The sequence below is a fragment of the Robertmurraya sp. DFI.2.37 genome, from assembly GCF_029211245.1.
GTDB classification, from domain to species: Bacteria; Bacillota; Bacilli; order Bacillales; family Cytobacillaceae; genus Robertmurraya; species Robertmurraya methanolica_A.
Genome location: NZ_JARGEJ010000066.1, coordinates 1 through 21,410, shown reverse-complemented (window position 1 = coordinate 21,410; position 21,410 = coordinate 1). Strand labels below are relative to the sequence as shown.

Below are 21,410 nucleotides of genomic sequence, written 5' to 3'. Positions count from 1 at the left end.
TTTTTGTGGTTTATTTGGCACGTATTTTTTTGAAAACGATTTTGAAAATTCCAATGTATCCTCATAAGTATTGCTTTCATCCCCCAAAAGACCCAGAATCAGTTACTTAATTTCCGAGAGTCTACTATATGAAGATTTCCTGAAAGGGCAGCTAAGGAATTAATAGCTTGAATACTGACACCGCCGTACTTATTCCGTTGAATTCCGAGCCCGTTCCATGTTGTTACAGGTTTAATGGTTCCATAGAGAGTAGCAAGTTCTTGTATTGTCTCAAAATTAACTCCTGTCCTCTCAGCTACCGTAGCTAGATTGAGGTGTTTTAGTAATTGCTGATAGTCTTTCCATCCATTCCACTCCGTTGCTGTCTTTTCTATTTGGTCGTGTACGAGTAAGCATTTGGCGATTCCAAGAGCCAAAAGAGCGTCGGTACCCGGTTTAATTTGAATGTACAAGTCTGCCTTTGAGGCTGTTTCCGTATAAATAGGGTCAATGACGACAAGTTTGCCACCGTTTTTTTTCGCTTTATAGATGAATTTCATCTGATGGATATTTGTAACTGCAGGATTAGCCCCCCAAATAAAAATTATTTTCGATTGGGCCATGTTCTCTGGAACAGGGCTGTGCAGATTGCCGAACGATTCCTTTACCGCTTGTTCCCCCGTTGCTAAACATAGGTTCCCAAATGATTTTGTATGGGGGCCGATGCTATTGAACATCCCTTCGACAGCATAATGAAGCAGCCCTAAATTTCCAGAAAATTTATTGTAGCCACTCGCCAAATTCGAGCCATAGCGGTCATATAGTTCAATTATTTTTTCGGCGATTATCCGGTATGCTTCCTCCCAAGAAATTCTCATCCAATTGCCAGATCCTCTTTTTGTTTGCATCATTGGGTATTTTAAGCGCAAAGGATTATAAACATATTGCGTATATGCGTAGCCTTTTGCGCATAGATGACCTTGTGTAAATCCATGCATCCGATCACCAGCCACTTTTATTAGCTTTCCATTTTCTGTATAAGAAAGCATACTGCATGTACCGTAACAATTTCTAGGACAAGTGTTGCGAAAAATTTGCACGGTAATCCCCCCTTTCAAAAATCGTTTATGCTCAATAATTCACATATTATCATGTCATCATGTGTAAAAGTGCTTTAACGGCTAGTGAAAACAGCACATATATTAAACTTTATGAAGTTGTTTTATTTTGAGAGCTGCTACAATATTTAAGCGATTATTAATATCGTCTAGTTTAATCTCTAAAATTTCTTCAATTTTTTTGATCCGGTATCTGAGCGTATTTCGGTGTAAAAAAATCGCATCTGATGTTTGCTTTAAATCAAATTGATGCTTTGCTAAACTCTCAAGTGTGAACGTTAAATCTCCATCTTGGGTTTCATCAAATTTTTGTAGCGGTCCTAAAATATGATTGTAGTATTCTTTTAAATCTTGCAGATCATGCTTATATAAAATTCTTTCAAGCCCTAAATCATTAAAATAAGGAATCTCAATTTTTAATAATTGCCCGATTTCGAATGCGACCTTTGCTTCTTGATAGCTGCGGAAAAGCTCACTCGGATTTTGATAAACTTGCCCGACACCGCATGCTGCTCTGTCGCCAATAGGACTGCTTTTCGCTTGTTTAATAATATAAGAAATGAAATCGCTCAGCCTCGCATTTTCGCTGAAATTTGTCTGCTCGTTGACAGGAAGAATCGCAACAACCTCGCTCTGTTTGCGGATGACAATCGTTTCTAAACCATGCTGGGCTAGAGCTTTTTCTGTTATATAGAGCAGAGAATTAATCAACTGCCGATCCTCTGAATAGGGATTGTATTCAGTCATAGAAAGGACAATAACTGCGTGTGGTTGATTGAAATCCCATTTCCAGATTGCACCATATGAAAGAATATCATCATTACTTTTAAAATTTCCATAAAGGAGATCGAAGAGAAATGCATCCTTATAACGCTGGCTCTCTTTTTTTATATCGACCATTTGCTTCATGGTAATGGTGCTTAATGATGCGCCATAGCGAATAATTGCTTCATAGTCTTCGATGGGGAGTAATTCTTCTGTTTCTTGAAGCAAAAAAAGATATCCGCTATTTTGTGAATTTAATTTCAGAGGATAGCCATAGGCACGATAATCCTCTCCATCTATAGTTAATGTACATTTGAAAAACTCGCTATGTGTAGAATTTTCAAAAAAAGTAGATACGATTACTTCTAACGACTCTCTATGATAGGAAGATGCCAGCACATGGTAGAGAGAATCAGTCATAATGATAGGTACAGATAAAACTTCGGATAATTTCATTGCTACGCCACTTAGCCCTTCATGAGAGGCTATAAGTAAATCATGAATTAATTCTGGCACGATAAACCTCTCTTCCAACTCGTTCATTCCTTTCCTCAATCATAATTGGTTCATCTTAATCTTAAATCACCCTTACTTATCCAACAATCAAAGTCACAAGATCGTAAAAATTGATTGGTTGCAGTAGACAAATTTCATCCACTTTTTTTGTATACGTGGTACGTATCTTTTATGTAATTCCAATTTTATAATGATAATGAAATAAACTTTGTGATTTGTTTCACATATTTTGTGAAAAAGGACGTGAGATTATGCTACGGAAAATTACAAGTGATAATGTGTATTTTATAAAAAATAAATCGTTTGCACAGTATGCTCAAATTTATACAAATATTGAAAGTGAAACTATCCATCAAATCGAAACCTTCGGCCTTCCGTTTCAGAGAGAATCTGTGGTCTATGATAGAAATACAAAGCTGAAAAATCTTCATCATGCAGGTGCATCTATTAGAAATAATAATAAAAGCATATTCATTAATAGAATTTCTAGTGCATGTGAAGCTTGCCAAACTGGCAGCAATAGTTATACGACTTACCCTTCATTAAAATGTCATCGGAATTGTTTCTTTTGCTTTAACCCAAATCAGGCAGATTATTTAATTTATAAAAATAAGCAAAAAGATATTCAGAAGGAACTGCTTGATATATTGGCTCAAGGAATTGAGCTGAAGCATTTAGCACTTACTGGGGGTGAGCCATTGTTGTTTAAAGATGAGGTAATCAAGTTTTTTGACACCGCTCATCGAAACTCACCTGAAACATACACAAGACTTTATACAACAGGGGATCTTCTTGATCAAGAATTGCTCCAGCAATTAAAAAATGCCAATTTGAATGAGATTCGTTTTAGTGTAAAAATGGACGACCCTGTATCAAGAATTAATCATTTGCTTCAAAAAATTGAGCTCTCACGAGATTTTATCCCAAATATTCTCGTCGAGATGCCAGTTGTCCCTGGAACATTGGAGGAAATGAAAGTTCTCCTCTTAAAACTTGATAGGTTAAATATTTTTGGCATTAATTTATTGGAGCTTTGTTTTCCATTAGGTAATGCTGAAGCCTTTAAAGAGAGAGGGCTTCAGTTAAAATATCCACCTTATGAAGTGTATTACAACTATTGGTATGCAGGAGGATTAGCGGTGGCAGACAGTGAAAAGGAATGTTTGGAGCTTGTCGATTTTGCTCTGGAAGAGGGACTAAAAATGGGTGTTCATTATTGTTCTCTTGAGAATAAGCATACCGGTCAAGTTTACCAACAAAATCAACGGCAGTGTCCTGATCAAACCTATACTTTTTCCACTAAAGATTATTTTTTAAAAACGGCAAAAGTGTTTGGTAAAGAAATAAGGAAAGCGAAAGCACTATTCGATCAGGCAAATATTTTTTATATAGAAAATACGAGCCATGACTTTATTCAATTTTCCGTTATGGATATTCTTTATTTAAAAAATAGGGATGTGGAAATCTCGATCTCTTCAGTAGTGATTGAAGAGAACGAAGGAGAGCAGTACGTTCGTGAAGTTGGTTTGGATTGGACAACTTCTTCTCTGTTTGAATTAGAGGATATTTTTGAGAAAAAGTGTTAAAGGAGGATGATGAAAATGACTGAAAAAATAGCAATCTCAGATTTAATCGATCTTTTCCATGCGAGAGATTATGCTTATGACATTTTAAGAAGATTTTTGATTGAAGAACCAACACAAGAATATTTGAAAATCTTCCTTCAGCAAAATCTCGAGCAATTTCCTTTTGCACAAGACTGTGATGGGATTTTAGAAGGAATTGAGGATATAAAAATTTATGTGAAAAAATATGATGTTCTTCATAATCAAAACCACTTTGAACAGTTGCATTGGGATTATACAAGAATGACAATTGGACCATTTGAATTGCCGGTACCGCCTTGGGAATCAATCTATGTGCAAAAGGAGCCCATGCTTTTTCAAAGCTGTACAATTAATGTCCGAAAAACATATGAGAAATTTGGATTTGAAATGGCGAAGCAAAATGTTGAAGCGGAGGATCATATTGGTTTAGAGCTTGATTTTATTTATCGATTAAATCAATTAACGCTCGATTCGGCGAAAGCGGAGCACTTACAGGAAATCGACTACTTATTACGTGCTCAAGAACAATTTTTGCATGAGCATCTTCTAAAGTTTGCACCAGAGTTTTGTGAAAAGATGATATCAAACGCAGAAACTCAATTTTATCAAGGAATAGCGAAGATTTTGCTGCATTATTTAACCATGGATTCAGTTGTTCTTCAAGAACTATTGAATATAGAAGTGATAAAAAGTGAAGCCCTAACATAATTTGTTTATCTTTTCATGTGATGGATTTCACAATCACAAAAGAAAGAATACTAGAACGGAAGGAGATTGATATTAAGATGTTTGATTTATTAAAAAAAGCAAATGAGTTTAAGATGTCCAGAAGATCTTTCATTGGCTGGTCTTCTGCCATTGCGGCTACTGCTGCAATTCCTGTAAGTAGGGGACTCATTGCGAAAGCAGATACGAACATTGGCCTTGAGGATAGTGCTGGCGAAGGAGTTTGGAAAACTGCTGCGTGTTGGCATAACTGTGGAAGCCGTTGTTTGAACAAGGTGTTAATTAAAGATGGAGTTGTTGTTCGGCAAAAGACGGATGATACACATCCAGATAGTCCAGACTTTCCACAACAGCGGGGATGTTTAAGAGGTCGTTCCCAACGAAAACAAGTATTTAACGCAGACCGTTTAAAATATCCGATGAAAAGGAAGAATTGGGAGCCTGGAGGCGGCAAGAAAGAACTGCGAGGGAATGATCAGTGGGTTCGAATTTCTTGGGATGAGGCTTTTGAATTGATTGCAGCAGAAACAAAACGAATTACAGAGAAGTATGGTAATGAATCAGTCCTTGTAACAGGAGGAGACATTAATATTACAAATGTGATGGCTGAAATAGGCGGTTATTCTGCATGCTACGGTAGCTCGTCCTGGGGTGCCTGGAGATGGATCTATGAAAATATGGGTGTGGGCGAAGGGCTGGCTGTCAATGGAATAAATGACCGTCTTGATCTGCGCAATTCGCAATTGATTGTGCTTTGGGGAGCGAATCCGGCATGGAGCACGATGGGAAGTGTAACATACAACTATCTTCAAGCGAAAAAAGCTGGAGCACGATTTATTTCGATTGACCCGATGTATACCGACTCAGCTAATGTTTTTGACGCTGATTGGGTGCCAATTAGACCAGGAACTGACGATGCATTAGCCTTAGCGATGATGTATACATTGTTAGATGAGGATGATCCAAAAACAAATCCGCTTGTAAAATGGGATTTCTTAAACAAGTATACGATTGGCTTTGATAAGGAACATATGCCAGAAGGTGCTGGTCCAAATGATAATTTTAAAGATTATCTTCTTGGAACATATGATGGCCAACCGAAAACGCCTGAATGGGCATCCGAAATTTGTGGAATCGAGCCAAGCAAAATCCGTGAATTAGCTAGAGAAATTGGTGGTACCGAACGAGTGGCATTGCTGACAGCTTGGGCACCTGCTCGGATAAGCAATGGAGAAGGATGGGTTCAAGCATTCTCGGCACTCGGTATGATGACCGGACATATGGGAAGTCCTGGTAATATGACGGGTGTTAGCTGTTGGGAATATGCAGGAAACATGGGACCGATGCTCTTAACTGCTGGTGGGTCCGGGACTGAACGTGTAGCGAATGCCGTTGACAATATGATTAATGAAAATGAAATTTGGGATGCCGTTTTAGATGGTAAGTTCCTTCAACGTTATGAGGGAGAAAGAAAGGCTAATATTCAATTTATTTATCATAACTACAACAACACATTACAGACAAGAAGTAATATTGCTAAAGGAATTGAAGCGCATCGCAAGGTTGAGTTTGTCGTAACCAATGCTTATGCTCTTACAACAAATGCGAAATATTCCGATATTGTTCTACCGGTGGCTACACAATGGGAAACAGAAGGAGCTGTAAAAGGAGGAAATCGTGAAATCTTAATCACATGGTCGAAAATTATTGATCCGTTATATGAATCGAAAACAGACCAAGAAATTGCGGAAGGGCTGCTTGCAGCACTTGGAAAAGATCCGAAGAAAGTATTTCCGTTTTCTGAAAAACAACAATACTTCAATCAGTTGGCCGGGAGCATGGTCGTGAAAGAAAACGGTATTGACTATGAACCGTTATGTACGATTACTGCGAATGATATTAAAGAGTGGGGCGTTGAAGGCAGTCCACAACAGGGGAGAATTCCTTTAAAGGAATTTGTAGATCAAGGAATTTATCAAATTCCTAGAAAACCAGGTGATAACTTTGGTTTTATTGCCTACAAGGATTTTATTGATGATCCTGAAGGAAACCCTGTATCAAGTGAAAGTGGGAAATTCGAAATTTATTGTAAAGCCATTAATGAACTGTCAAAAAAGGCTTATTCTGAAATTGCCCCGATACCGAAATACGAGCCGAAGGTTCACGGCTATGAGACGACTTTTGAAGATTGGGACAAAAAGAAAAAAGGAAAGTATCCTTATCAAGTGATTAATCCACATTATCTAAGACGTTCTCACAGTACATTTGACAATGTTCCACAATTGCGCGAAGCATGGCCAAATCCAGTCTATATCAGTCAAAAAGACGCGCAGGAAATAGGAATTAAAGATGGAGAAACAGTGTTAATGTCAAATGAATATGGTCAAGCCCTTCGTCCGGCCAAAATTACTGAGGGTATTATTCCTGGGACAATTGGATTACCTCATGGAGCCTGGGTCGATATCGATGAGAAGACAGGTATTGATCGAGCTGGAGCAGATAACTTATTTGTTGCACATATTCCGAAAGGGCTTGGTTCATCAGGATTTAATTCTGCCCGTTGTAATGTAGAAAAGTGGAACGGTGAGCCTTTAGAAGAGGATATAAAATGGGAGCAACGAATAATTAAGTTTTAGAGAAGAAGGAGGGCATGAATGATGACGCAATTAGGTTTTTATATAAATGTAGCTGAATGTGTAGGATGTAAAACATGTACCGTAGCATGTAAAGATAAAAATGATTTAGAAGTTGGGCGTAATTTCCGTAGGGTTTATGATTTTGAGGAAGGCACTTTTCCAAAACCATCTTTTTCTCATGTCTCGATCTCTTGTAATCATTGTGAGAAGCCCGGGTGTGTGAAAGGTTGTCCAACAGGAGCAATGTACAAGCGTGATGAAGACGGAGTTGTTTTGGTTGATCATGAAAAATGTATTGGTTGTAAATATTGTGTCTGGAACTGTCCGTATGGAGCTCCACAATTTAGTGAAGAACTTGGAAAAATGACAAAATGTGATACCTGTCTTGATTTAAGGGAAAAAGGGGAAGAACCAGCCTGTGTTACCTCTTGTATAATGCGCGCCATTGAATTTGGCCCCATTGACGAGTTGCGAAAGAAATATGGTATTAACGCAGATATTAAAGGAATTCCGTCATCTACAATAACAAAACCAAATCTTATTATTAACGCATAAACGGCTAAAGGAGTTAGCCAAAATACGACCGGGCTGTTAAATAAAAAATGTAAATGCAGAAAATAATTCGTTTTGAATGAGGAGGTAATATCGATGCATGAATGGGCATTATTACTATTTACTGTGTGCTTGCAAATTGCTATCGGCGGGATGCTGACTCTAGCGATTTTCTATAAAAAAATGAACCAATGGGGTGAAGAAACGGCATTTAAAGCAATGCGAATCCCCTTAATTGTCATTGCGGCTCTGTCCCTTGTCGGTTTAATCGCTTCATTTGCCCACTTAGGAACACCGTCACACGCTCTAAACTCGATTCGCAACTTAGGTTCATCCTGGATGAGTCGTGAAATATTGGTGACAGGCTTGTTCATTGGAGCTGCTTGTGTTACGGCAGGACTAGCGTTTGTCCAGAAAAAGGTTCATCATTGGCTCTTAATCTTATCAGCCCTTATAGGATTAGTGGATATTTATTGTATGGCGATGATTTATGCCAATTCATTAGTAAGTGGCTGGAACTCGGTTCATACGTTCACATCCTTTTATGGCACAGCCTTCGTCTTGGGACCGGTGCTCGTCGCGAGTTTACTAGCGCCACAGTTAAAGGATAAGGCGCAAAGTTTGATTAAAAATGCCTTCTATATTTCATTAGGAGGGATCGGCCTTCAATTAATCGGCGTTGCCCTATTTGGTTCGGTACTGCCTGAGGTCAATATGATTGAAGGAACGAATGCGTTAGCTTCTCTAGCCGATTATCAAACAACGGTAGCCATTCGCTGGATCATCGAGGTAATGGCTGTAGCGTTCTTAGGCTATCTTTCAATCGCCAAGCAGGAAAAAGTATCGTTTTCTTTTGCTTATGTGGCTTTAGCTGTTCTGGTGTTTGCCGAAGGCATGAGCCGGTATGTCTTTTATGTGTTAGGAGCGTAACGAATAAGAAGAGGCTGGGACAAAACCCACCTCTAAGATGAAAAAGCCGGTGAAATTTTACGAGAGTAAAATTTCACCGGCTTTGAGTATTTTTAGAATAAAAATAAGGACCTCTTCTGATAAAATTAAGTCACCACAACAAAATCCAATCAGAAAGAAGTGTCCTTATGTTTAAAGATTATACCATGAATCAAATCGTTTTACCTCTCGATTTAGAAATAAAGTTACAAAATAATGATATTGCCTTCCATGTTCATCATTTAGTTGAAAGTATCCCTCAAGAAGCGTTTGAACCATTTCTTCGAAATGAAGGTTGTCCTGCCTATCATCCACGCATGATGCTTAAAATTATTCTATGTGCCTACACTCAATCTGTCTTTTCGGGGCGTAAAATGGAAGCCCTATTAAAAGATAGTATCCGTATGATGTGGCTAGCTCAAGGATATGAACCAAGCTACCGAACCATCAACCGATTCCGTGTTCAACCTGGAGTGAAAGATCTCATTCGCCAATGCTTCATCCAATTCCGTTGTCAACTTGTACAAGAAGAATTAATCGATCAAGAAGCGATTTTCATTGATGGGACCAAAATCGAAGCGAATGCGAATAAATTTACATTCGTATGGAAAAAGTCAATTGAAAAATATCACAAAAGCTTAATTGAAAAATCAAATCAACTCTACAATGAGTTGCTTGAAAAAGAGATCTTACCTGAAATTGAACGAGAAAGTGATGAGCAATTATCACTTGAAGAACTGGACCAAATGATTGAAAAAGTAGATGAAGTCATTACTGAATATGACCAAAAAATAGAAGCATCATCGAGCGTAGAAGAAAGAAAAGTATTAAGAAGTGAACGAAAATATCCAAAGCAAGTGCGTAAGCAGTTGACTGATTATCTTGTACGGAAACAGAACTATCAACGGGACTTTGAAATCTTGGGTACACGTAATAGTTATTCGAAAACAGACCTTGATGCAACATTCATGCGAATGAAAGATGATTATATGAAGAATGGTCAATTGAAAGCAGGTTATAATGTACAAATCGCAACGGAAGGTCAATACACACTTGCGTATAGTATATTTTCAAATCCGACAGATACACGTACGTTAATTCCATTTCTAGATGAAATCGAGAAAGGTTATTTCGAATTACCGAAGCATATTGTGGCAGCGAACAAAACTTTAATGATATCCTTTCAAACAGAAACCGAGAAGCACTAATAACGTATAACATGTATGTGAAGGAACAAAAGAAAAAACATAAACAAAACGGGTTTAACCCAGACAACTGGCAGTATGATGAAGAAAGCGATACATACACTTGCCCAAATCACAAACGCCTTCCCTTTAAATATCAATCTGAACGTACGGATAAAACAGGATTCAAACGGGAATTTAAAGTCTATGAATGTGAAGAATGTTCGGAGTGCCCATTCCGTTCATCCTATACAAAAGCTAAAGATGGGAATAATCGAAAATTAATGGTGAACGAGAAGTGGGAACATCAAAATGAATATGTGAGAGCAAAGCTTTCAGAAGAAAAAACAGGTGCCATCTATCGTCAACGTAAGATGGAAGTAGAACCAGTTTTTGGATTTTTGAAGGCCAATTTGCGTTTTCGCTCGATTTTCTGTTCGTGGAAAATCAAAGGTTGAGAACAAAATGGGCCTTGTTTTAATGGCCGTGAATTTAAGAAAATTCACAGCCATCAGATAAGGATGTATAAGAATTAATAGTAAAAAATAGAGAAAGGAGAGTTTGAGTTCACTCAAATTCTCCTTTCTCACTATTTGAAGCTATTTTTGTCCCAGCCTCATGTTCTCTTTTTTAGCGGAATATTATTATTTGATGATTCCCATTCTTTAGGGTTTATGTCATCTGGAATCACACCGATGATAATATCCAATTTTACGTATCTATCAAATATTAGGAAATATTAATTTAACCATAAAATCTAATGAGAAGGTAGTGACAGTTGGAAGTACCGGATCTGACAAAACAACTCTTATATATCCCACAAAAGATAATGAAATTAAAATCGAGGGGTTATCTCTCAATCGTATTAAGTTAGATTCCATATTTCAAGAAGTTATGACTATATTTCAAGGTTTTGTGAAATATAATCTTACTGTTAAAGAGGATATATTTTTTGAAAATTCAGATAATACGAATAACGAAAGGTTAGCAAAAATTATTGATAATAATTTAAATAATTTCATTGGGCATTTACCTAACGGATTTAATACCATTTTAGGTAGAATGCTTAATAATTGTGAGGAACTTTCAGGAGGACAATGGCAAAAGATAGCTCTATCAAGAGCTTTATTTAAAAGAGGGCAATTGTTTATTCTGGACGAACCAACTTCAGCCTTAGATCCAAAGGAAAGTGGGGATTTTTATATCTCATAGAATGATTTCTGCAAAATCGCTGGTAAAATAGTGGTAATGAAAAAGGTGGATTTGTTGGGATTAGTAGCCACAAAGAGTTTATTTTAAAAAATGGTGAATATGCTGAAATGTATAATGCACAGGTAGATAAGTATAAAGCCACTTTACGTAACCGTAGAAAATCAGGAGAAATTGTGGAAGTAGACAAGGGGTTTTCTAAACCAATAAAAAAGAGCAAATTTTACCCTTAGATTAGGGAAAATCGGCTCTTTTTAAACAAAAATTTTCTTTGCGTATATTTTTGGTGTTTTATTAGCAGAACACCTTATAGGTTAGATGAACTTTCAGATTGTATAAAGACCTAATTATTCATTTAGTATACTAAAGATAATTAGTCACCTGAACATAGAAGTGACAGGTTTATATGTGTAAAGTAGGTTTGTAAATTCATAGAATTATAAATTAATATTAAGTCTATAACTCCATTTATATCCAGCGAATGTGGAAAAATCTATTGAAACAGGACCGATAGTAGCTGATGTTCCTAGTGGTGTAGTAGGATGAGCATAAACCGTTAATAATCCTTTTGTACCTTTTACAGACTTATTTATAAGCAATTTCTCAGAAATTCCACCAGATTGTTGTAAGAATGTGCCTATAGGAACTTTTGCCTGATGACCATACTGATCATGTAAAATCTTTAAATCATTAATATTATCTGTTCTAATATTTCCATCCGCATATCTTCTTACAACAAATCTATATTGTTTATCTGAATTTTGTTGTGCTGTAAAACCAATGTCCCACGCTGTAGCAACTGTATCAGTTGTCCACCATGCTTTTGGTCCATTTGTCCAAGTCCATTCAGTCCAAACTTCATAAATATTATTGGTAGAAGTTGCACCAACTTTTGTGATATAAGTTGAACCATACCAATCACCTTCAGCTCGATCGTTAAAACCAGAGCTAAAAGTTTGGAACTCTCTAAATTGTTCTTCATCGATTCCTGCGAATGCGAGCGGATCTATTAATTGAGCTATTTTTCTATCTTTCTTTTCCATTAAAGCAATTTCATTTTTGTTTGCATCTGTTACTTCATAGACTTTACCATCCAAACTTTGGTAGGTTAATGTTACATCCTCAACTGTATAATCTGCTTTTTCTCCACCACTTTCAACTATCTGTTTTTTGGTTTTTTCGCTAATTTTTTTTACTTCTTCGGAAGAAAAGCCCATTTCAACTAATGTTGTATCTACGGCTTGTACCGTTAGTTTTTCTTCGGCAAAAGTATGACTTGAAAATAAAGTCAAACTTAATGCCATAAAAATACCTAAAATTATTTTTTTTATAATATCCTCCTTAAATTTTCCAATTTTCACAAGAGTAATTTTACCAAATATTAGAATATATGTAAAGTATAACAAAATAATATCACTAACTTTTCGTGGAAAAAATGAAATATTTTGGATTATCAATAGGGGTATGTTCGTATTTTTTTGGAGAGGAGCTTGAAATTCCCTATTAAATATTACAATATATAGGGAAAAATTACTGTTTTTATAATAGCTTGATGTATTTTGTTTTTTTGGGATAATATGTTATCTTAGGTATGACTTTTAATAAAGGAGATGTTTTTTTGAAACAAGTTACTGGATTTTTGTTCCTTAGTATAGTTTTAGCAATAGTTATAACTTTTCTTTTTCCATTTGTAACTAGATATTTATTTTTATACCAAGACATAAATGCAATTTTCCAATTATCTAACTATATTCTACTAGCCATAATATTAAAGAATATTCTAGATATAAAAAACCAGAAATAGTTACATATTAATAATTTTATGGTTTTTTTGTATTATGGGAGGAACTTATTCGAGAATTTGAGAAAAAGGAGTCTGATTAGATTGTTGAAGCTTTAAACTTAGTTGATAGCGAATTAAGGAAGTGAAGTCATTAGTAATGCTGATATTAACATGTAAAAAAGATGTTTTTTCACCTGCCAAAAGATTCTCTAGGCAAAAAAACTCTAACACCATTATATAGATTCATAGGTCATAATACGACTTCAATTACTTATCAACTGATTCCGTGTTCAATCCGAAGTGAAAGAATTAATTAGCCAATGTTTCGTTCAATTCCGTTGCCCATTAATTGAAGAAAAACTGATTGATCAAGATGTGATTTTTATTGATGGTACAAAGATTGAGGCGAATACGAATAAATTTACGTTTGTCTAGAAGAAATCTATTGAAAAGTCTCATCAAAGTTTAATTAAAAAATCAACCAACTGTACAATAAGTTACTTGAGAAGAAATCATGCATGAACTGGAACGGGAAAGCGAGGAACAATTGTCATGAAAAGAACATACTCAATTGGTTCAAAAAGTAGACGAGTTTATAAAAACGTATGGTAAACAACTAGAAGTAACTTCAGACGTTGCAGAACGAAAAGCCCTGTAAATACCCGAAGTAAGTCCGTAAACAATTGATAGGTTTTGTCTCGCAAAAACAGAAATATCAACAAGGCTTTGGAATCAGCTATTCGAAAACAGACAAAGTTGCGACCTTTATACGAATGAAAGATGTTATTTGAAAAACGGACAATTGAAAGCTGGTTACAATGTACAAATCGCAACGGAAGGCCAATACTCACTTGCCTATAAATTATTTTCAAATCCAACAGATACACGTACGTTAATTCCATTCCAATCCTCGATGAGATTGAGTAGCATTATTTCGATTTACCGAAACATATTGTCGCAGATGCCGGTTATGGCAATGAACAAAGCTTCTATGATATCCTTGCTAATAGAAAATGAGAAGTGTTGATTACCTATAACATGTATTTGAAGGAACAAAAGAAAAAGTATAAACAAAACTCATTTAATTCCGACAACTAGGAGTATAAAAAAGAAACAGATACATACACATACCCCAACCGGAAATAGCTGAAGTTTAAATATTTTTCTGTATTTGTCTGTGTCTGTGTGAAAAGACTCTATATGCTTCAAACGAAGTTCAAAATCTACGAGAGTGAAAACTGTACAGGATGCCCAATCCGTTCATCATGTACAAAAGCAAAAGAAGGCAACAATCGAAAACTTATGGTAAATGAAAGATGGGAATAACAAAGAAGAAGATGTAAGAGCTAAGCTTTCGGAAGAGAAAACCGGTGTCATCTATCGAAAACGCAAAATAGATGTGAACTCAGTTTTTAAATTCTTGAAGGCTAATTTGCGTTTCACTCGATTTTCTGTACGAGGAAAATCGAAGGTAGAAAACGAAATGGGGCTCGCGTTAATGGCAGTGAATTTAAGAAAATTCACTGCCATTAACTAAGATAATAGAAGAATTAACACGAAAAAATAGAGAAAGGTGAATTTGAGTACCCTCAAATTCACCTTTCTCTTTATTAGAGGCTATTTATGTCCCAGCCTCTTCTTTCTTACCTTTTAATCCCCTTTTGTCTCCATATATACCGTCACAAGTTCGTAAAAATTAATTGTTCACCGCAAACAAAATTGCCCCCTTTTTTTTGTGTATGAAGAACGTATCATTTTATTTAGCCCAATTTTATAATAAAGATAAGGTAAAGATTGTGATAACATTCACAATAAAAGGAATTTGGAATTGATTTTGGTAGCGCTGAAATTTATTTTGCCAGGCTTCTTTTGCTTACCCAATCGGTTATTGTATGGGGAAAATTAATAATATGACTGGAGACGATGAGAAAATGACTTATACAGTTGAAAGGATAAAAGACAAAAATGTTCAGCTTTTAAAGGCTCGAAAAGACTTTTATCAACTCCAATATATCTTGTTCTCACAGCCAATGGATCTCGAAACTTATTTCAATATTAAAGATAGCTTTAATATACAAGGGTTACAGGAAATCGATGGAGGTAAACGATTCTATCATTTTTTTATCAGCGACGATGAAAAAGCAGCAATTGAAATGGCAAGAGATGATTATTTTCGTTTATTTATTGGCCCAGATTCTTTATTAGCGCCTCCTTGGGAATCAGTATATAGAGGAAAAGATAGATGTCTTTTTGATTTTCCCACATTTGAAGTGAAGGAACTTTTTAAAACTTATCATTTAGCGCTAGAGAGAAAACCTGATCAACATATAGAGGCAGAGGATCATATTAGCTATGAATTACAGTTCATGATCCAATTAATAGAGAGAACGGAACAAGAACATAATGTCTCAATTTATAATCATTTGTTAGATGGACAGAAGAGGATGCTTAAAGAGCATTTAGCTAAGTGGGTACCGTCGTTTTCAAGCGATATTCAAAACCATGCTAAATCAGAGTTATTCATATCTTCTGCACGAATGTTGGAAGATTTCATTATTTTTGACATGGATGTTATTAACGAGTTGTATTTTTAGCCTAATTACAAGGTTATGATAGTAAATTTATGGGAAAACAGGAGGGTTAAGCATGGGCAAAGATATATTTGACAGTTTAAGTGATAATAAAATGTCTCGTCGGAGTTTTATTAAATGGTCAAGCGCAGTTACTGCTCCAGTAGTGATTGGGGGAACCGTACAAGGAACGAGAATGCTATCTCAAGTTAGTGCAGAGGAGCCGAGTGAAAATCTCGATGAACAAATACTTACCACTTGTTCTACTGTTAACTGTGGTGGTAGGTGCTTAATAAAAGCTCATATAAATGATGGTGTTGTGACACGTCTTACGACAGATACAAAAGAAGATACATTTGAGCTGCCGCAGCTTCGTGCATGTATTCGCGGGAGAGGCTACCGCCAATTTGTCTATCATCCTGATCGCCTAAAATATCCAATGAAACGAGTCGGTAAACGGGGAGAAGGTAAGTTTGAAAAAATATCTTGGGAAGAAGCTATTGATTATATTGCTAAAGAATTAACTAGAATCACGCAAAAATATGGTCCGGCCAGTCGGTATAGTAACTATGCAAGCGGGCATTCAGGAAGTATTATTGGCGCAGGAAATATGATACAAAAAATCCTGGGTTTAACTGGAGGATATCTCGGTTACCACAATTCCTACAGCTCAGCACAAACTTCAAATGCTACACCGTTTACTTATGGAACGACGCAAACGGGAAGCACTTTAAATACTTTATCAGATTCAAAGCTTATTATTTTATGGGGCCATAATCCGGTAGAAACGAGATTTGGCGTAACAGATTACTATGTTAGAAAAGCAAAAGAAGCTGGGGTAAAGATCGTCGTGATTGATCCAAGGCAATCTGATACAGCTGTAGCATTAGCGGATGAGTGGATCCCGATTGCGCCAACTACTGATAATGCCATGATGGATGCTATGACGTATGTTATTATCTCTGAAAAATTATACGATAAGAATTTTGTAGATAAATATTGTGTGGGCTTCGATGAGGAACATATGCCTGAAGGGGTTCCAGAAGGAGAGTCTCTCGTTAGTTATATTATGGGAGAAAAGGATGGAGTAGCAAAAACACCTGAGTGGGCTTCGAAGATTTGCAGGGTGCCTGCTGATACGATTCGAAAACTTGCAAGAGAATTTGCTACAAATAAACCATCAGCCTTATTACAAGGTTGGGGACCACAAAGACAAGCGTATGGTGAGCAATTTGTAAGAGGTGGTACGGTGCTTGCCGCCATTACTGGAAATGTCGGTGTTCGAGGCGGTTGGGCTTCTGGTGCTGGTTATGTTAGCCTCGTAAAAACCACTGCTGTACCAAAAGGAGATAATCCATTAGGTGGCTTAACGATTCCTTGTTTCCTTTGGACGGACGCTGTTGTTCGTGGAACAGAAATGGGTGCAAAAGATGGAGTGAAGGGATTACCAGAAGGGCAAGAGACGCTGCCGACAAATATTAAGGCAATGTTTAATTTAGCAGGAAATACTCTAATAAATCAGCATTCCGACTGCAATCGCACGGCAGAAATATTAGAGGATGAATCCCTCCTTGAACTAATTGTAGTTAGTGATATTTTTATGACTCCAAGTGCAAAATTTGCTGATATTTTATTACCATCCAATTCATTTATGGAAAGATGGGATATTGGAACAACATGGGCTCCTTCACAACAAGCGATTTTGTCTCAAAAGTGTATTGATAATCTATTTGAAACGAAATCGGATTATGAGTGGCTAACGATGCTGGCGCAAAAGCTTGGAGTAGAAAAAGAATTTACTGAAGGAAAAAATGAATTAGATTGGGTTATGTGGTCAATTGAAGAGTCAAGAAAGGTAGATCCGAATTTTCCAACCTTCGATGAATTCAAAAAGAAAGGGATCTATCAAGTCTCATTAGAGGATAAAACGGTAATCGCATTTGAAGAGCAAATTAAAGATCCAGAAAATCATAAATTTGAAACACCTTCAGGTAAGATTGAAATCTTCTCGAAAGCGTTATGGGATATGAATGAATTGGATGAAATTCCGGCAATACCGAAATATGTTTCTTCATGGGAAGGACCTGAAGATCCATTAATTGAGAAGTATCCATTACAGCTTATTGGCTGGCATTACAAACGCCGTTGCCATTCAACTTTTGATAATAACAAATGGTTAGAAGAAGCAGGACCACAAGTCATGTGGATGAATAAAGAAGATGCGAGAACGAGAAATATTAAAGATGGTGACAAAGTAAAGGTTTTTAATGAGCGTGGAGAAATTCATATGCCAGTTAAACTCACGAATAGAATTATTCCTGGAACAGTAGCAATCCCACAGGGAGCTTGGTGGTCACCTGATAAAAATGGAATTGATCAGCGAGGAAACATCAACACGCTAACAAGTCAACGTCCATCTGCATTGGCTAAGGGAAATCCTCAACATACTAACTTAGTTGAAGTTGAGAAGGCATAGAAAAAGAAGGGTGTGAACATGTAATGGTACAGCTAGGCTTTTATATAAATAACGAATATTGTACTGGATGTAAAGCTTGTGTAGTTGCTTGTAAAGATAAAAATGATCTTGAAGTTGATGTTAACTATCGGAGAGTTTATGAATATACGGAAGGGGACTATATAGAACGTGATGAAGCGTTCATACAAAATGTACAAACATTTTTTACATCACTTTCATGTAACCATTGTGCAAACCCTAAATGCGTGGAGAATTGTCCAACTGGTGCGATGCACAAGAGAGAAGAAGATGGTGTTGTATTAGTTGATCATGAAAAATGTATTGGCTGTAAATATTGTATGTGGAATTGTCCGTATGGAGCCCCACAATATAATGAAATCATTGGGAAAATGACAAAATGTAATTTTTGTATTGATTTGATTGAAAAAAATGAAGATCCAGCTTGCGTTGGTTCATGCCCTATGCGTGCACTTGAATATGGTTCAATTGAAGAATTGCGAGCAAAGTATGGTGATATAAACAATATAAAAGGTCTCCCCAATTCATCTATTACCAATCCAAGTATTGTTATAGGTGCACATAAAAGTGCAAAGTAGATAAAGGAGGTTATTTCGATGCATGAATGGGCATTATTACTATTTACCGTGTGCTTGCAAATTGCTATCGGCGGGATGCTGACTCTAGCGATTTTCTATAAAAAAATGAACCAATGGGGTGAAGGAACGGCATTTAAAGCAATGCGAATCCCCTTAATTGTCATTGCGGCTCTGTCCCTTGTCGGTTTAATCGCTTCATTTGCCCACTTAGGAACACCGTCACACGCTCTAAACTCGATTCGCAACTTAGGTTCATCCTGGATGAGTCGTGAAATATTGGTGACAGGCTTGTTCATTGGAGCTGCTTGTGTTACGGCAGGACTAGCGTTTGTCCAGAAAAAGGTTCATCATTGGCTCTTAATCTTATCAGCCCTTATAGGATTAGTGGATATTTATTGTATGGCGATGATCTATGCCAATTCATTAGTAAGTGGCTGGAACTCGGTTCATACGTTCACATCCTTTTATGGCACAGCCTTCGTCCTGGGACCGGTGCTCGTTGCGAGTTTACTAGCGCCACAGTTAAAGGATAAGGCGCAAAGTTTGATTAAAAATGCCTTCTATATTTCATTAGGAGGGATCGGCCTTCAATTAATCGGCGTTGCCCTATTTGGTTCGGTACTGCCTGAGGTCAATATGATTGAAGGAACGAATGCGTTAGCTTCTCTAGCCGATTATCAAACAACGGTAGCCATTCGCTGGATCATCGAGGTAATGGCTGTAGCGTTCTTAGGCTATCTTTCAATCGCCAAGCAGGAAAAAGTATCGTTTTCCTTTGCTTATGTGGCTTTAGCTGTTCTGGTGTTTGCCGAAGGCATGAGCCGATATGTCTTTTATGTGTTAGGAGCTTGAGTGAATAAAAGGAAGGGGACACTTTTCCTTTCGTTTGAGGAGTGTTGAAGATGGGTCTTTTAAGTAAATGGATTGAGAGCTTGGATTATCAATATGAAATATTACCAACTTGTTCTCGCTGCAAAAGTCCGCGTTCAACATGCTCCCGTTGCATTGAAGCATGTGAATTAAAAGCAATCGAAATGAAAAATGGAGTACCTCAAATTAATTATAAGAAATGTAATGAATGTGGAAAGTGCTTGGTTTCATGTCCTGTTCAGGCCATTGCAGGGATATTTCCAAAGCGAGAAATCCATCAAGGGCGGATTGTGATAGATAAAAGTACTCCACCTTCTGCTAAGGAGCTAGTAGTTTACGCTAAAAAGGGACTCAAAGGGATAGTGGGAGAGGATGGGTACAACGAGCAATGGGATCATGCGGTGAAAGAAGCAAATGAAATATTGTTGCAGCTAGAGGGGCGAATCTTAACTGTTGAGCATTCGAAAGTTGAACGTTCAGAAGAAGTCATATCAAGACGTGAGCTTTTCTATTCATGGAAAGAAGGAACGCAATCTTTAATTAAGGAAATGGCTCCTGCCAAATGGCGTTTTAATCAGACTGCTCTTGAGCTTGCACGTTATTATCCTCATCATCAGTTTGCAATGATTGATTTAAATATTGAAAAATGTTCATTATGTCATGCATGTGAAAAATTATGCGATAAAAAATGCTTAGAAATAACGGATAAAGGATTTGTTATTTCAGCCCAAGCTTGTTCATTTTGTCAATTATGTGAAGATATCTGTCCTGAAAAAGCGCTCACTGTTACTGAAAAGGTGTCTCCCTACAAGCAAATTGAACATTCTTTAAGGACACATGTTTGCTCAACTTGTCAAACAAGTTTTAAGACATTATCAGAAAATCAGCTACAATGTGTACCTTGTATGAAAAAAACACAGTTTCAGATTACAAGGTAATAACCTTATGATACAATGCATTTGGATAGATATGTAATGGAGCCTAGTGATTTAAAAGGAGTGAAAAGCATGTTATCAAATATTGGGATTCCTGGATTGATCTTAATTTTAGTTCTTGCTCTTATCATTTTTGGACCAAAAAAATTGCCTGAAATTGGTCGTGCGGTTGGACAATCCCTTAAAGAATTTAAGAACTCAACAAAAGGGATTATGGAAGATGATAAAATAGAAGATGAAAAAAAATCAAAAGACGAGAATTCAACAGACGAGCCGAAAAAAATCGATTCATAAGTAAAAAAAGCCGGTATCGAAAGCTTATTACCATGACTTTCGATACCGGCTTATTAATTTATGGCTATGTTAAACAAAATTGTTGATAACATGATTTTTGGCAACAGTGCCGGAAACATTAATAATAGAAGAAAGTAGAATTTTAATTAGGACAACATCGCTCTAAAAGGCTTTATGCTGATTGATGATCAGCATTAGCCTTTTTTTTGTAAATGATGTTTAATGAAACCTTTTTGTGGGGTAAAACGTCTATTAATAATGTGTAAAGAAAAAAGTTCATTTTTTCATAAAAAAATTATTCATGCAAACTTGTGAAACGGTGCGAAGCCATACAGCAGTAGTGATATCAGATGTTTTACAAGATATGCTCACTTGACATTTTTTGAAAAAGGAGTATATTAATATTTTGTGTTAAGGCAATAAATATTACAGGAATGTAAATTTTTCAACAGATTTTCATAAAATGTTCATGCTTAACAGTTAAGATAGTAAATGACGTGTTTGGTAGCAATCGCATATATAAATTACTCAACTTTCGCACCTTGAAAATCGACCTTGTTTTAGGTCTATTAAAGCTTTAAGAACAATCAACTTTGTTCCTTGACTATTGCCTTTAAACAAGAAAAGGCACCTGCTTCTTTGGTAT

Annotated in this window: 15 protein-coding genes and 2 pseudogenes; 14 read left to right on the top strand and 3 right to left on the bottom strand. The window is 36.5% G+C overall.

The genetic code is table 11. From position 1 onward, the window contains the following. Nucleotides 1–98: 98 nt before the first annotated feature. Both PZE06_RS22220 and PZE06_RS22215 read right to left on the bottom strand, forming a co-directional pair. Nucleotides 99–1,079, bottom strand: a complete 981-nt coding sequence (locus PZE06_RS22220; protein WP_225310832.1) for a molybdopterin-dependent oxidoreductase — start codon at nucleotides 1,077–1,079, stop codon at nucleotides 99–101. Between the two features lie 102 nt (nucleotides 1,080–1,181). Then, nucleotides 1,182–2,405, bottom strand: coding sequence for a PucR family transcriptional regulator (locus tag PZE06_RS22215; RefSeq protein WP_225310831.1), 1,224 nt, complete (start codon nucleotides 2,403–2,405; stop codon nucleotides 1,182–1,184). 224 nt (nucleotides 2,406–2,629) lie between these two features. Here PZE06_RS22215 and PZE06_RS22210 point away from each other — a divergent pair, with 224 nt between their 5' ends. The 7 genes and pseudogenes from PZE06_RS22210 to PZE06_RS22180 all read left to right on the top strand — a co-directional run bounded on the left by PZE06_RS22210 (nucleotide 2,630) and on the right by PZE06_RS22180 (nucleotide 11,243). Next, entirely contained in the window at nucleotides 2,630–3,964 is a 1,335-nt protein-coding gene (locus tag PZE06_RS22210; protein WP_150917611.1) for a radical SAM protein, read from the top strand. A 15-nt stretch (nucleotides 3,965–3,979) separates the two neighbouring features. Further along, on the top strand, nucleotides 3,980–4,693 hold the full coding sequence (locus PZE06_RS22205; RefSeq protein ID WP_150917608.1) for a TorD/DmsD family molecular chaperone: 714 nt from the start codon (nucleotides 3,980–3,982) through the stop codon (nucleotides 4,691–4,693). A 77-nt stretch (nucleotides 4,694–4,770) separates the two neighbouring features. Further along, on the top strand, nucleotides 4,771–7,347 hold the full coding sequence (locus tag PZE06_RS22200) for a molybdopterin-dependent oxidoreductase (protein WP_150917606.1): 2,577 nt from the start codon (nucleotides 4,771–4,773) through the stop codon (nucleotides 7,345–7,347). A 21-nt stretch (nucleotides 7,348–7,368) separates the two neighbouring features. Then, nucleotides 7,369–7,902 (top strand): DMSO/selenate family reductase complex B subunit, encoded by a 534-nt coding sequence (locus PZE06_RS22195; protein WP_225310833.1) that lies wholly within the window; start codon nucleotides 7,369–7,371, stop codon nucleotides 7,900–7,902. A 93-nt stretch (nucleotides 7,903–7,995) separates the two neighbouring features. After that, nucleotides 7,996–8,829: a dimethyl sulfoxide reductase anchor subunit family protein gene (locus PZE06_RS22190; RefSeq protein ID WP_275792048.1), complete on the top strand. Its 834-nt coding sequence runs from the start codon at nucleotides 7,996–7,998 to the stop codon at nucleotides 8,827–8,829. Nucleotides 8,830–8,996: 167 nt separating this feature from the next. Continuing rightward, nucleotides 8,997–10,541, top strand: a pseudogene (locus PZE06_RS22185) (IS1182 family transposase); the annotation flags it as partial. 198 nt (nucleotides 10,542–10,739) lie between these two features. Further along, nucleotides 10,740–11,243 (top strand): ATP-binding cassette domain-containing protein, encoded by a 504-nt coding sequence (locus PZE06_RS22180; protein WP_150917539.1) that lies wholly within the window; start codon nucleotides 10,740–10,742, stop codon nucleotides 11,241–11,243. 434 nt (nucleotides 11,244–11,677) lie between these two features. Here PZE06_RS22180 and PZE06_RS22175 read toward each other — a convergent pair whose 3' ends face one another. Continuing rightward, nucleotides 11,678–12,601, bottom strand: coding sequence for a hypothetical protein (locus tag PZE06_RS22175; protein WP_150917542.1), 924 nt, complete (start codon nucleotides 12,599–12,601; stop codon nucleotides 11,678–11,680). A gap of 704 nt (nucleotides 12,602–13,305) precedes the next feature. On the opposite strand from PZE06_RS22175, the pseudogene PZE06_RS22170 reads away from it, so the two are divergent. From PZE06_RS22170 to PZE06_RS22140, 7 genes and pseudogenes are all read left to right on the top strand, one after another. After that, nucleotides 13,306–14,560, top strand: a pseudogene (locus PZE06_RS22170) (transposase); the annotation flags it as partial. A gap of 394 nt (nucleotides 14,561–14,954) precedes the next feature. Next, the gene (locus tag PZE06_RS22165) at nucleotides 14,955–15,617 is read left to right on the top strand and encodes a TorD/DmsD family molecular chaperone (RefSeq protein WP_150917545.1); all 663 of its coding nucleotides are present in this window, start codon (nucleotides 14,955–14,957) and stop codon (nucleotides 15,615–15,617) included. Between the two features lie 52 nt (nucleotides 15,618–15,669). After that, nucleotides 15,670–18,069, top strand: coding sequence for a DMSO/selenate family reductase complex A subunit (locus tag PZE06_RS22160; RefSeq protein ID WP_150917548.1), 2,400 nt, complete (start codon nucleotides 15,670–15,672; stop codon nucleotides 18,067–18,069). A 23-nt stretch (nucleotides 18,070–18,092) separates the two neighbouring features. Continuing rightward, entirely contained in the window at nucleotides 18,093–18,665 is a 573-nt protein-coding gene (locus PZE06_RS22155) for a DMSO/selenate family reductase complex B subunit (protein ID WP_150917551.1), read from the top strand. 18 nt (nucleotides 18,666–18,683) lie between these two features. After that, on the top strand, nucleotides 18,684–19,517 hold the full coding sequence (locus PZE06_RS22150) for a dimethyl sulfoxide reductase anchor subunit family protein (protein ID WP_275792047.1): 834 nt from the start codon (nucleotides 18,684–18,686) through the stop codon (nucleotides 19,515–19,517). Nucleotides 19,518–19,567: 50 nt separating this feature from the next. Further along, on the top strand, nucleotides 19,568–20,473 hold the full coding sequence (locus tag PZE06_RS22145; RefSeq protein WP_150917855.1) for a 4Fe-4S binding protein: 906 nt from the start codon (nucleotides 19,568–19,570) through the stop codon (nucleotides 20,471–20,473). Nucleotides 20,474–20,542: 69 nt separating this feature from the next. Further along, nucleotides 20,543–20,764 (top strand): twin-arginine translocase TatA/TatE family subunit, encoded by a 222-nt coding sequence (locus PZE06_RS22140; protein ID WP_150917852.1) that lies wholly within the window; start codon nucleotides 20,543–20,545, stop codon nucleotides 20,762–20,764. The last annotated feature ends 646 nt before the right edge of the window (nucleotides 20,765–21,410 follow it).

What these genes read in the sequence shown, in the direction of transcription:
- PZE06_RS22145 (WP_150917855.1), top strand. Translation starts at nt 19,568, where the DNA reads ATGGGTCTTTTAAGTAAATGGATTGAGAGCTTGGATTATCAATATGAA.
- PZE06_RS22160 (WP_150917548.1), top strand. Translation starts at nt 15,670, where the DNA reads ATGGGCAAAGATATATTTGACAGTTTAAGTGATAATAAAATGTCTCGT.
- PZE06_RS22200 (WP_150917606.1), top strand. Translation starts at nt 4,771, where the DNA reads ATGTTTGATTTATTAAAAAAAGCAAATGAGTTTAAGATGTCCAGAAGA.
- PZE06_RS22150 (WP_275792047.1), top strand. Translation starts at nt 18,684, where the DNA reads ATGCATGAATGGGCATTATTACTATTTACCGTGTGCTTGCAAATTGCT.
- PZE06_RS22205 (WP_150917608.1), top strand. Translation starts at nt 3,980, where the DNA reads ATGACTGAAAAAATAGCAATCTCAGATTTAATCGATCTTTTCCATGCG.
- PZE06_RS22210 (WP_150917611.1), top strand. Translation starts at nt 2,630, where the DNA reads ATGCTACGGAAAATTACAAGTGATAATGTGTATTTTATAAAAAATAAA.
- PZE06_RS22155 (WP_150917551.1), top strand. Translation starts at nt 18,093, where the DNA reads ATGGTACAGCTAGGCTTTTATATAAATAACGAATATTGTACTGGATGT.
- PZE06_RS22140 (WP_150917852.1), top strand. Translation starts at nt 20,543, where the DNA reads ATGTTATCAAATATTGGGATTCCTGGATTGATCTTAATTTTAGTTCTT.
- PZE06_RS22190 (WP_275792048.1), top strand. Translation starts at nt 7,996, where the DNA reads ATGCATGAATGGGCATTATTACTATTTACTGTGTGCTTGCAAATTGCT.
- PZE06_RS22165 (WP_150917545.1), top strand. Translation starts at nt 14,955, where the DNA reads ATGACTTATACAGTTGAAAGGATAAAAGACAAAAATGTTCAGCTTTTA.
- PZE06_RS22215 (WP_225310831.1), bottom strand. Translation starts at nt 2,405, where the DNA reads ATGAACGAGTTGGAAGAGAGGTTTATCGTGCCAGAATTAATTCATGAT.
- PZE06_RS22195 (WP_225310833.1), top strand. Translation starts at nt 7,369, where the DNA reads ATGACGCAATTAGGTTTTTATATAAATGTAGCTGAATGTGTAGGATGT.